The sequence below is a fragment of the Coleofasciculus sp. H7-2 genome, from assembly GCF_042747725.1.
GTDB lineage: Bacteria > Cyanobacteriota > Cyanobacteriia > Cyanobacteriales > FACHB-T130 > FACHB-T130.
In genome coordinates this window covers 79,235-91,850 of record NZ_JBHZGO010000082.1, presented here as the reverse complement: position 1 = coordinate 91,850, position 12,616 = coordinate 79,235, and the positions used below count along the sequence as shown (strand labels likewise).

Genomic DNA, 12,616 nt, shown 5'->3' with positions numbered 1-12,616 from the left:
ACTCGTGTACTCAGAATGAGAGTTGTTTTGAAAGGGTCTGCCTGCGATCGCATAGGTGACACTAGAATCCTACAGTCAATGCATAATCAAACAGACTTGAGCAGCACTGATATGTTTCACCAATCTGTCAATTGCCTAAAACTCATACCATTTTAGATTTTTGATTCCCAATTTTGGGTTGGAGAAGATTGGCTGCGATAGCGAAGCGCTGACTTGTCAGTTCGCGTCTGTGCTAGTCGCCACTGACTACCCTTTACTTGTAACTACCTTATGTTGAAATGATTTCAGTAGTATTTAATCAGGGGTAGCTTTAATCATACATTTGGCTTCCAGTACAACCAGCTCCCCCGTCTCCAAAACCGAACAGCGCTGCATCAAACCAGACATAGCTGGAATACTTCCCCGCTCCAACATTCCTAAAACCTCTTTCGCTAGCGGCTGCCACTGTATAAACCAAGGATTGCTGGTGATATATTTAGGGGTGAATGCGGCTCTATCCAGTAAGAAAAAATCTACACCATAGACTTGAATGAAATTTTTAATTTCTGCCAAATCTGGAGTGTACTGAGTGTGGATCAAATCGGTAGCTCGTTGGCGAATTTGACGTTCGTATTCCACGTGATAAGGAATTGCATATTCCCACCCGACTAAGATGGATCTGTCGGAAAAAGTAGGTAGGTTATCTACCTCTTCTGATAAGGAAGCAATGAGGATGTTTTTAGGTTGTTCTTGAAAGAATTCATATAGTGCTGGTGCCTTTCCAACCACGTAATTACTGGTTGGAAATTCTTTCAATAAATATGGATAAAAAACCAGGATGGTTCCTAGTAGAGTTGTCAAACCAAAGGCTATAAACTGCCGCTGGACAAAAAGTTTATCCGGCTGTCTTGCCCACTGAAAAGCTGCATCTAGGAGCGCTAATAACACGATTCCTGCGCTCAATATCATCACCAATTTGAGGCTATATCGCGTGTAACGGGCGGGAGCAAAAAGCTTGTAGAGCATGGCATGGGCAGCCACAAATATTCCGAAAGATCCTAGTGCAATCTGAGGCAAAATTATCACGTTGCTAGTAACTTGCCTAATTAAAGGAAACTTATCGGGATATCGCATCAAAATTGGCAATAATAATCCCATCAGCGATAGGGGATGTTCAAACACATTAGGCAGAAGACCACTATGTTGTCCAAACAACCAAAACCATAGAGGATTATTGTTATCAAAAAAAGGAATTCTTCCCGTTTGAGAAAATGCTGGTAACGATCTTAGCTCCATCCCTGCGATCACTGAGCCAAATTCAGAGGATTTCAAAGCATAAGGCAATAGGACTACCAGGCAAAGTCCTAATCCAGTAGCGCCGAACAGATAATCAAGCCGATTCTTAGATAGACGGAGTTGCTGCCCGTCCCAGCGCCCCAGTCTCAAAATTAAGATTCCGGCTAAAATGAACAACAACGGGGGATAAAAGAATCCAGACAAAGCGATCGCACCTAGACATAAAAATAAAGAGCGCCGCAGCAAATAGTACAGAAATGCTAGGAAAAACAAAAAAATAAAAGACCTAGGAGTGCTAGAAACTAAATCATCCCTCATGGAGAGATTTTGATTAAGCAGCAGCGTGCTAATAAATCCTGCTGTTGGTACCGGGAAAATCTCCATGCAGACTGCAAAACAGCAGACGGTTGTCAGCAGTGTCAAAAAGACTGGTAGTAATTTACTCAAGCCAAGTGGCTCAATCCCTACAGATGCTATCAGTCGATAGAAAGCAGCATATCCAGATGGGGTTATGGATTGAAAATAGTCGGCAATAAAATCATTCGGAAACAAGTCTGAGTCTACAAATCGTTGCATCCAAAACACATACACCCGTGCATCATCTTGCACCACATAGGAGCTACTGAAAGCCTGCTTGAGTCCTAAAAGACTATAAATGAGGGCGAAAGTTAGGCTTAAAGTGAACCAAAAGATCATCTGAGATTTAGAAGTTTTGGCAGTTGAGGTTGTTAAAAATTTGTGCAGGTGCGTGATTACCATACGTAAGGTGACAGACTCAGTTAGATGGGCAAAATGAAACGTAATATACAAACCCTGTAATCTGACGCTAAGCAGAATTAAACTTAAAGCTCTTCATCAGACTAGACACGGCTGGGATAGTTCCCTGTTTCCGGGAAAGCAGGCGCGTCTCCTAGGCGGCATATAGCCGGTGAAGGATTAGCCGCATTTAGCAGCATACGCTACGCGAGGAGTGCAGGTACACGCATACGCTACGCGAGGAGCGCTTTTCGCTCTCATCAACAAAATGCGCCCGACTAGGTTCCTAGAGCGGAGCGTATCCTGTATAGGCTCAAGGCAGCTTTCATGAGTTTGGTGGGGTTGTAAGGGCATATGAACCCTTAATGTCACCAGTGCAGCTTGTACGGAACTATGGCATTCGCCTGAGTAATTGGGCTAGACTTTGGACTTGAACGCCTTTGTATTTGTCGCGGTCATCGCCATTACTTGTCAATGACGCCACATCAATTACCAACCTGCTAACAGCTAGTAGAAACAAAAAATATGGGAAAAATTTTAGTTACTGGTGCCGCTGGTTTTGTTGGTTTTTACTTGTGTAAACTGCTGCTGGATAGAGGAAAAGAGGTCATTGGCATCGATAATCTCAATGATTATTATGATGTCAATTTAAAACAAGCTCGTCTGGAGCAACTGAAGGACAAAAATAATTTTCAGTTTTACAAACTTGAATTGGCTGACCGTCAAGGAATTGCTGAGTTATTCGCTAATTCCCAGATTGAACAAGTGCTGCACATGGCTGCCCAGGCGGGTGTACGTTACTCGCTGAAAAATCCCCATGCCTATGTCGATAGCAACTTGGTGGGATTTATGAATATCCTGGAGGGTTGTCGGCATTCGGAAGTTAAACATTTGGTGTTTGCCTCTTCTAGTTCGGTTTACGGGGCAAATAAGAAAATGCCTTTTTCGGTGCATGACAATGTAGACCATCCAGTCAGCTTGTATGCAGCCAGTAAAAAGGCAAATGAACTGATGGCTCATACCTACAGTCATTTGTATGGTTTACCAACTACTGGCTTGCGCTTTTTTACAGTCTATGGGCCGTGGGGTCGTCCCGATATGGCGATGTTTTTGTTTACCAAAGCCATTTTAGGAGGGCGTCCGATTGATGTTTTTAATTATGGTAAGATGCGGCGCGATTTTACCTACATTGATGACATTGCAGAAGGAGTTTTACGAGTAGCTGATAAAATTCCACAGCCAAATCCTGATTTAGCAGGAGCTGACTCCGATCCGGGAGCGAGTGCGGCACCTTATAAAATTTACAATATTGGCAATAATACGCCGGTTGAATTAGGGCGTTTTATCGAGGTTTTGGAAGATTGTCTCGGTACGAAGGCAGTAAAAAATCTGCTGCCAATGCAACCGGGAGATGTTCCTGAAACTTATGCCGATATTAGTGATTTACAAAGAGATGTTGGCTTCAAGCCTAGTACATCCATTGAGGTTGGAATTCCGCGTTTTGTTGAGTGGTATCGCTCTTTTTATGGGGCGTAGCCGTTAGTCATTCTGAAAGACTATCCAAAACTCCTGAAACGCTTGAAAAATCGTAGGGAATGGTAGAGCGATAGCGTAGGCGCGTTCATGCCGTAAGGCTTTAGCCTTCAAGGGAGAGTAACTAGGGCAAATTGCACCAGTGCTGGGGAACGTGAACTCAAAGGGAGCCTACACATCCTACACATCCGAGATTTGGATAGTCTTTCAGGGACTAATGACTAATCCCTAACGACTAGCGCAATCCAAGTTTCTTTTGCAAGAGTTTTTTGGCATTTTCTACTTCTGATTCTTGGTTAGAAGCGTAGTAGCGATCGTAGTAATAGTACGATCCACCGGCGCTTCTTCTCACACCGTTGGCAACCATACCCAAGACGGGGGCGCTAGAGATTTTTAATGCATCTATCGCTTGCAGCAGGATGGAGCGGTCTGTTTTGCCTAGTCGTGCCACCATGATCACGCCATTGGTATGGACAGCCAGGAGTCTGCCATCTGCCAGACCCAGTATAGGTGGTGTGTCATAAATCACTAGATCGAAAACCGCGTTCAACTGCTCCATCAAATACTGCATTCGCTTGGAGGAAAGCAGCCTGGTTGGATCTGGCGGGATTTGCCCAGCGGTTAGCACGTAGAGATTGTCCCAGGAGGGCAAGCGCTGGATGGCTTCTCTGGGAGTGACACCCGTGGCAATGACGTTGCTCAGTCCCTGCTGATTTTCTAAACCGAGGACGTTATGAACCTGAGGACGCCGCAAATCTGCATCTACCAGCAAAACTCGTTGTCCCATTGCCGCAGCAGCTTGCGCTAGGTGTACGGAAACGGTGGATTTGCCATCTGCTGGAGATGCTGAGCTAACCACCAGCGAGTGGATGGGGGTATCAGAACCGAGAAAACGGATATTGGTATGGAGAGAACGGAAGGATTCTAAGAAGGGAGAAGCATTGTACCAGCTAGCTTTGCGAGTGTGGGCACGCTCTTTGGATGGGGTATTTCCGTTTTGGTTCTTGGCTGAGGCTCTGTTCCCATCCGGCTGGGCGAAATTGGTGAGTTCTGCGATGGGTTTGAATAGCTTGAGTTCTTTGTGCTGGGGGATCAAGCCGAGAATGGGCAGTCGGGTGCTGTCTTTGAGTTCTTCAGGGGAGTGGAAGACGTTGTCGAGTCGCTCTGCTAATAAGGCAGATGCCAGTCCTAACATTGCCCCAGCGATCGCTCCTAATATCAGATTTTGCTTTGGCTTGGGAAAGATGGGATCTTCTGGCTTTTGGGGTTTGGCGATCAGCTGCCAGGGGAGAGCTTTCTGTGCTGCTTCAATTTGCAGGGTTTCCCGAACGGCTAGAAAGCGGTTCAAACTGTCGGTTGCGACGTTGAGTTCCCGCTGTAAATCTGTGTACTGACGGGCAATCAGGGGCAGTAGTCTAACTTGTTGATTTAAGCGATTTTCTGCTTGCGCGATCGCATTGCCGCGAACTTCCAGAACCTGCACTTGGTTTGCCGCATCCACAAATTGCTGAATCAGCTCTAGGCGCACCGTGCTGGGGGAAGACAAATATTGTCGTTCGCTGAGACCAGACAGGTTGTTTCCCAGTACCGCCGCCGCTTCTTGTTGCAACAGGGGCAGCAAATTTTGCTGCTGCTCTTTGAGTGACTGAATGGTGGGGCTTTCTTCTAGAAACCGGGCTGACTCGGTGGCAAGCTTTGTTTCGACTTCCTTGAGTTTGTTGAGTAACTGTTGGTAGCGCGGTGCTTCCGAAAGAGACGCGGCAGCGATCGCTTGATTGGGGGGTAATCCTAACTGTTTTTGTAGCGTTACATACAGCGATCGGACTTCATTATGTTTTAGTTGGTTATCGAGTTTTTGTTCCTCAACATTAGAGACTAGCTCGGCAAGTTGTTTGGCTTGTTCTTGCGGATCGAGGATGTTGTACCGCTGCCGAAATGTTTGCAGTTGTCCCTGGAGTTTGTCCACCCGTTGCTGAAGTGCAGGCAATTGACCGTCTACAAACTTAATTCCCTGGTTGAGGTTAGTTTGCCGCTCCTGAAGAGAGTACCTCAGATAAACTTTAGCCAACTCAAATAATACATACTTTATTTTATCGGGATCGGTATCCCGGTAGCGTACTTCTAAAATTTTTGTTTTATCTAACTGGGTAATTGTCAGGTTTTTTTCAAGAATTAGTGATTCATAGTCGATGTCGGGATAGCGCTTTTGTATCTGAGCGATGAATGCAGCCATCCGTTCGGAACTAAGTAAAACTTTAATTTGGGTTTCGTAATCCAGACTAGATTCGTTTAGGGCTGGCTCTATAGCCTGCAATTGAGTGAGTTTGGTCAGCTTATTTTCAGCCGTAACGGGTTCCACCAGCAGTTGAAACTTTCCTTCATACTTGGGTGTCTGGCTGAATGTCCACAAGCCGATTCCAGTCGTGACAACGATCGCCACCCCCGCAATCACCAAGGCACGGCGACGCACCACATTCAAGAGCTGACGAACATTCAACTCGTCCTGGTTGTTATCCAGAAACTGAGTTTCGTCGGTTAGCGGCAATGGCTGAAGTTGCTTGCCATTCCCTTTCGGCGATGACGGTTGAGAAAATTGGCCCGCTTCCATCTAAACCCCTGCACCTTGTTGGCTTGGTTGACGCGATCGCCAGGGATATTCCTGGTTCTTGCCTCATTTTGTACCATGAAAGTGCAGGAAGCTACATCCAAACGACCGAATTTTTTCCTCAGCTCTTGATTGCGGCTTTCCAGACCTAGCAAGCCAGGTTTCTACTGGAAGATTCTAAAAAAGTTGAATAAGCTGAAAACCCCTCCCAGCGGACTCAACACTGTCCCCAGCGTGTCTGAGAAATTAGCGAGGCTAGAGCGGTTTACCACCACCACGTCGTTATTTCGTAAAACAGGATTGTTTTGATCGTTGATGCCCTGAGCAAAATTGACCTGGACGTTCCGCTTAGAAATGGTGCCATTGGCGTTGAGACGAATCAGCTCTACCGAACTCCTCCGGGCGCGATTGTTAAATCCTCCGGCTGCCAGCACTGCTTGATTCAAGGTCGTATTGGGTGGCACTTCAATCGTCCCTGCTTTGGCAACTTCCCCGACCACATTGACCCTAATGGTATTGGGAGAGAAGCTAGCCGAGGCGATTTGGGGTACCTCAGAGGGGTCGATATTGCTGGCAGTAGGCACCACCACGGTATCTCCCTCCTGCAAGATGACATCTTGAGTGACATCCCCGGACTGTAAAAGTTGCCAGAGGTTGATATCGAGGACTTTTTCTGGTCCAGAACGGGCGGAACGGCGGATTTGAACCTGGCGAATATCCGCTAAGGGGGTAATTCCCCCAGCGACTTGAATGGCTTGTGTCACGGTGGCAGGAGTGCTGCTGGAAGCCGCCGTTGTATTGACCTCAGGGGGAATATTGGCAGTGGCAACGGTTGCTGGCGACACGATATAAGGCCCTGGACGGGACACTTCCCCGACAACGACAATCTTGATCGGCCCGGTGTTCTGGGGTGCAAAGCTGGCATCAGCTAGGGTACGGGATTCATCGGGGTTGATTTGGGGGCTGGTGGGGATAAACAGCGAGTCTCCATCTCGCAAGGTGAGGTCTTGACTCAAATCGCCGTTGTTGAGTAATTCCCAGAGATTGACGGCGATGATATCCGAGGAACCGGGTGATTGAAGGCGGCGCAGTTGTACTTGGCGGATGTTGGCGGCTTGGGTAATGCCTCCAGCCAATTGCAGTGCTTGGGTGACGGTGGGAAATTGCCTGCCTTCGGTGAGGCTAACGGTGTAGGAACCCGGACGATTGACTTCCCCAGCCACCGCGATTTTGACCGGACGGGGTGCCAGTAGAGTAATGGTTAGCAGGGGTCGTCGGATGTAACGAGCGTATCTGCTAGAAATTTCATCGGTTGCTCTTTGGAGGGTCAGTCCCTGAACGGGTACGCTGCCAATGATTGGCAGGTTGAGCGTGCCATCGATTAGCACCTGGTACTCACCGCTGTATTCGGGAACCTCAAAAATATCCAGCCGGACGCGATCGCCTGCTCCTAAAGTATACGGGGCATCCGGTCCACGTCTTGCAGATGTTCCCGCTGGGGCAGCAGATGGCAATCCGGGGAGTTGCGCGATCGCTGGTGGTGAAACCGTCATCGCCGCCACAAATAGGAGCGCGAAGCCCACAACGGTTCGGGTAGCCAGTTTCGGAAAACCAGTACCGATCGTCCAAAAATTACAGCTTGTTTCACGATGCCTTTTGGCGCTCAACTTAGCACTCTCCATTCCAAATCTGTTAAACCTCGTTACACAAAGTCACGCCATTGACGGATACAATCCGTAAAAAGTTGCAGTATAAATTTTAATCATCAACGTAATTTTCCCAAACTCGTGTACCTTTGAGGTGGCAAGGAATATTTGGGTATGAGGAGGAAAGGTTATGACGCCAGCAACAGGTAGGAGCCGTGTCAGTGCTAGCAACAAGAAATTGCGGTACCGAGTACATATCCTACTAAGTTCCATGTTTTTGGGCAGTACGATCCTCTATGCGGCTGCCAGTTTGGCTACCACCGGGGCAAGTTCTACCAACGGGAACGCTTCAGTACCAGCCAAGGGTAGCGGTTCAATGGGTGACGCACTCTTAAAAACGATGCTGGGGGCTGAGGCGCTGCGTTCTAACAACCCGCCTGCTCCTTCAACCGCCACCCCTGCCAACTCTTCGCTGCCAGCGATTAGCAATCCAGCCGCCCCAAGAAGAAGTTTACAGCAACCCGGAGCCGTCAGGACGCCGTCTCAATTGGCTCAAGCCAGCACCTTCCCGGATGTACAGGGTAGCTGGGCGCAGACTTTTATTGAAGCACTCGCACAGCGAGATGTGATCGTAGGCTTTCCAGATGGCTCTTTCCGTCCTGACGAGCCGGTGACACGCGCTCAGTTTGCCGCCATGATTCGCAAGGCTTTTCAAAGACCTGCCACTCGCCAAGCGGTGGATTTTGTGGATGTACCTGCAAATTACTGGGGTTACACAGCGATTCAGGAAGCTTATCGGACGGGATTTCTAGAAGGATACCCCAACCGGGTTTTCCAGCCGAATCAAAACATCCCCCGCGTCCAAGTCTTGGTATCTTTGGTCAGTGGACTTAACCTGAATCCCACAGCAGACACCGCCTCGATTTTAAACAGTTTATTTCAGGATGCTGGCAGCATTCCTGACTATGCCCGCACCAGCATTGCCGCCGCCGCACAAAATCAACTGGTTGTCAACTATCCAGATGTGGCGCTGTTAAATCCCAATCAGTTAGCCACCCGTGCTGACGTAGCGGCGTTTATTTACCAGGCTTTAGTGAATGCGGGGCAAGCGCCGCAGATTCCCCCAACGGATGTTGCCGCTCGTTACGTTGTTGGCTACGAACCAGTTGCGACAACACCGCCTCCCCTGACAGCAGAACAAGTTGCAGCCTTGCGCCAACAGTATCGACTTCCCGCACCCCCGATAGTAGAACAGCTGCGGCGGTTAATTGGGGGAAATTCCAGTATTACCACACCCACGGCTTTCGGGGCTGACCGGGGTCAGGCATTTATCGGAGGGGGCTTCCAAGAAAGAACTCGTAACACCAATAGGGCAGATGGGGTAATTGCAGCGGGTATTGGTCTGGGCGATGCTCGGAAAACAGTGGGTGTAGAAGGAGTTATCTCAATTTATGACCTCTTCGGCGATGATAGCTTTGAAGATGGTGGGATTAGCTTCAAGATTCACCGTCAGTTTGCTAATGACATAGCTGTAGCGGTTGGGGTGGAAAATATTGAGACGTTCGGAAATCCCGATCCGGGGTACAGCACCGTTTATGGTGTCGTCAGTAAAGTTTTTCCGCTAGGATCTCGGACAACCGCAGGCTTCTCCCCCTCAGTTACTGCCTCTGTGGGTTTGGGTGGGGGTCGCTTTCGGTCAGTACCTGATATTGAGGCGGGTAGAGACTCAGTCAATCCGTTTGGCAGTATTGGCGTGCGGGTCGCTCAACCGATATCTGTCATTGCCGAATGGAGCGGTCAAGATTTGAATGTGGGTGCTTCTATTGCTCCGTTCCAGAATATACCGCTGATCATCACTCCAGCGCTTGCTGATGTAACCGGAAATGCCGGTGATGGTGCGCGTTTCATCCTGGGCGTCGGTTACGGCATCACTTTCTAAGTTCTTTGCTCGCAAAACAAAAGCCATGAACATCAAACGTCTTTCTTTAAATCTCAGTCTAGGTTTAGCTTTAGGTTCTTCTCTACTGTTTTCGGAAACAGCATTTGCCCAAACTCCCGGCTTCAATTCAGATGTCACTGGTCCGATTATGACGACTAGCGACTTTGTCAACGGAGCCTTTATACCCGACAGAGGTGGGCGGGGAAGACTCGCTTTCAGAACGGAGGCGATCGCCTCTGCTGTCAATCAGGCAGCAACCTCAGTCAACTCCCAGACTGCAAATAACAGCTTAGGGAACGTTTTGACGGGGACTGGAAATGTTGCTGCTAGCGCTAGCCAGCTGGAAAGCGGTCTGGTGAATGCTACTGAAGGCATTAATCCGACCCTGGCTCGTAACGTGGTTGCCAATTTGCAAGGGCTAACCGCAAATGGTAGAGTCGATGCGGTTAGGCTGGCGGCAGCAGTTGAAGCCTACAATGCTCTCATCAACTCCAGTAGTGGTGTGTTATTAAGCGATCCTCCCGATGAGCTGCTGGCGATTCAATCCGTCCTAGCTGCATTGCTAAATGCGGCTTTTGGAGCAGGTTAATGGTACCTGCAAGTTTTGATGTCAGTTAATAAGGCTCTGTGGGGTTGAGCGCTGCTACTATCAATCCCTACAGGGTTTTTTGGGATGAAATCGCTCAGCGGACTGAAAACTCGATCTAAGTGTAGGTGAAACAAACTCTGTCAGCACAAAAGCTGCTCAATTCTTGGAAAAAGCTGACCAGTGGCTCAATCAACCGCCAAATTTTTGGTGCAGCGGTTACAGTGGCGATGTGGACGGCTGTAGTGAAAGTGGCAAGCTTTGGTAAGGAATTTATTGTAGCTTGGAGGTTTGGAACTGGGGACGACCTTGATGCTTTTTTAATTGCCTTATTAATTCCCTCTTTTCTGATCAGTGTAGTGGCTGGCTCTTTTAATGCAGCTCTGATCCCTACATATATTAGGGTGCGCGAAAAAGAAGGAAAAGAAGCGGCTCAAAGGTTGTTTTCTGGGGTAATGGTTTGGAGTTTGGGGTTGCTGGCGATCGCTACTTTTTTAATGGTAGTAACTGCGCCGTTCTATCTACCATTAATTGCTAGAGGATTCAGCCCAGAAAAGTTAGATTTAACTTACCGCTTACTCTGGATAATTGCCCCTGTTCTGATGCTGAGTGGAATTCAAGTTATCTGGGGTGCAGTACTGAATGCGGGAGAGCGGTTTGCATTAGCCGCTCTCACGCCGATTATCACTCCGACCTGTAGTGCAATACTGTTACTGACGTGCCGCTCTTGGGGTATCTTTGCCTTAGCAACTGGGTTAGTCTGCGGTGCATTATTGGAAATGCTGCTTTTGGGAGCCTCCTTGAAGCGGCAAGGCATCTCATTGCGCCCCAGCTGGTACGGATTTGATTCTCACTTGCGTCTGGTAGCTGGTCAGTATGCTCCCATGATTGCTGGAGCTTGTTTAATGAGCAGCACTACTTTGGTAGATCAATCAATGGCGGCGATGTTATCACCCGGAAGTGTCGCTGCGTTGAACTATGGCAATAAAGTAATTGCATTTCCAATTGGGCTAATGGCTACAGGATTGGGAACTGCTGTGATTCCCTATTGTTCAAAAATGGTTGCCTGTGAAGATTGGGCAGGAGTGCGCTATACACTTCAGCGTTTTCTTTTTTTAATTTTTCTGGTAACAGTACCCTTAACAGGGTTTTTATTCCTGTTTTCTGAAAGTATCATCCAAGTGTTGTTTCAAAGAGGTTCATTTACAAATGAAGCCACTCGCTTAGTAGCCCAAATACAAGCTTTTTATGCCTTACAAATACCTTTTTATATTGCGGGCATTTTGATTGTGCGGTTAATTTCATCAATTCAGCTTAATCAGATACTGATGTGGACGGCTGTGTTTAATTTAATAATTAACATTAGCTTGAATTACTTGTTTACAAAGTATATGGGCGTCTCAGGTATTGCCTTATCTACTTCCATTGTTATCTGTTTTTCCTTTTGTTACTCGACCTACTGTTTATTGAAGGTGAAAAAAATTACGCACAAACTTATATGAAGTTACTAACACTTTTTCGGCTCTTATATAAGAAGTTCTTTTCTAAACAAGAAAGTATCTATGCCAGCTTTGTTCTCGCTGAGAAGCTAGCATCTTTATGGTATCCAAAATTTACTGTCAGTGAGCATGGGAAGATATGGCTTGAAGATAAAGAATTTTTCAATTTTTACGATAAATATGTAGGGAAAAGCTACCGTTCTGCTGATAGAAAATTTTTTATTACATCTTTGTTATCGCTCGTTGATGAATTGCCGGGTGACACGGCTGAGTGTGGTGTCTTTAACGGTGCTTCATCTTGGCTAATTTGTAATAAATTTAAAAATACTAACAAGGTACATCATGCTTTTGACTCGTTTGAAGGCTTATCTTTACCTTTGGACATAGATGGAGTGTATTGGCAGGCAGGTGATTTGAAAGCCACTGAAGATATAGCTAAAAGAAATCTTGCCGAGTATAAAGATAAAATAAAAATCTATAAAGGATGGATACCAGAAACATTTAAGAATGTCTCAAGTGAAAAATTTTGTTTTGTTCATATAGATGTTGACCTTTATCAACCTACCTTTGATTCCCTTTGTTTTTTCTATCCCAAAATGGTAACTGGTGGACTAATCTTGTGTGATGACTACGGATTTATAACCTGTCCAGGCGCAAAAAAAGCATTTGATGAGTTTATGAAAGATAAGACAGAAAAAATTATTAATGTTCCAAGTGGTCAAGCTTTTGTCATCAAAAAATAATTGTACTGGATACAGCAATGCTTCAGTAAAATAA

At 46.9% G+C, this 12,616-nt stretch carries 8 protein-coding genes; 5 read left to right on the top strand and 3 right to left on the bottom strand.

Annotation, left to right across the window (positions count from 1 at the left end; translation table 11 throughout):
* Window positions 1–294: 294 nt before the first annotated feature.
* On the bottom strand, window positions 295–1,971 hold the full coding sequence (locus ACFW2W_RS15835; RefSeq protein ID WP_378179883.1) for a hypothetical protein: 1,677 nt from the start codon (window positions 1,969–1,971) through the stop codon (window positions 295–297).
* Between the two features lie 585 nt (window positions 1,972–2,556).
* Between ACFW2W_RS15835 and ACFW2W_RS15830 the strand changes: the two genes are divergently transcribed.
* Window positions 2,557–3,567, top strand: a complete 1,011-nt coding sequence (locus ACFW2W_RS15830) for an NAD-dependent epimerase (RefSeq protein ID WP_378179880.1) — start codon at window positions 2,557–2,559, stop codon at window positions 3,565–3,567.
* 232 nt (window positions 3,568–3,799) lie between these two features.
* On the opposite strand, the gene ACFW2W_RS15825 is transcribed toward ACFW2W_RS15830, so the two are convergent.
* A complete protein-coding gene (locus ACFW2W_RS15825; RefSeq protein WP_378179877.1) occupies window positions 3,800–6,172 on the bottom strand; it encodes a GumC family protein in 2,373 nt (790 codons plus the stop codon).
* Between the two features lie 161 nt (window positions 6,173–6,333).
* On the bottom strand, window positions 6,334–7,851 hold the full coding sequence (locus ACFW2W_RS15820; RefSeq protein ID WP_378179874.1) for an SLBB domain-containing protein: 1,518 nt from the start codon (window positions 7,849–7,851) through the stop codon (window positions 6,334–6,336).
* A 154-nt stretch (window positions 7,852–8,005) separates the two neighbouring features.
* On the opposite strand from ACFW2W_RS15820, the gene ACFW2W_RS15815 reads away from it, so the two are divergent.
* The 4 genes from ACFW2W_RS15815 to ACFW2W_RS15800 all read left to right on the top strand — a co-directional run bounded on the left by ACFW2W_RS15815 (window position 8,006) and on the right by ACFW2W_RS15800 (window position 12,582).
* Complete coding sequence (locus ACFW2W_RS15815; protein ID WP_378179871.1) at window positions 8,006–9,754, top strand: S-layer homology domain-containing protein; 1,749 nt, start codon at window positions 8,006–8,008, stop codon at window positions 9,752–9,754.
* A 25-nt stretch (window positions 9,755–9,779) separates the two neighbouring features.
* On the top strand, window positions 9,780–10,343 hold the full coding sequence (locus tag ACFW2W_RS15810; protein WP_378179868.1) for a hypothetical protein: 564 nt from the start codon (window positions 9,780–9,782) through the stop codon (window positions 10,341–10,343).
* A gap of 125 nt (window positions 10,344–10,468) precedes the next feature.
* A complete protein-coding gene (gene murJ, locus ACFW2W_RS15805) occupies window positions 10,469–11,842 on the top strand; it encodes a murein biosynthesis integral membrane protein MurJ (protein WP_378179865.1) in 1,374 nt (457 codons plus the stop codon).
* Window positions 11,839–12,582, top strand: coding sequence for a TylF/MycF/NovP-related O-methyltransferase (locus ACFW2W_RS15800; protein WP_378179862.1), 744 nt, complete (start codon window positions 11,839–11,841; stop codon window positions 12,580–12,582). The genes murJ and ACFW2W_RS15800 overlap by 4 nt, the downstream gene beginning before the upstream one ends.
* Window positions 12,583–12,616: the final 34 nt, after the last annotated feature.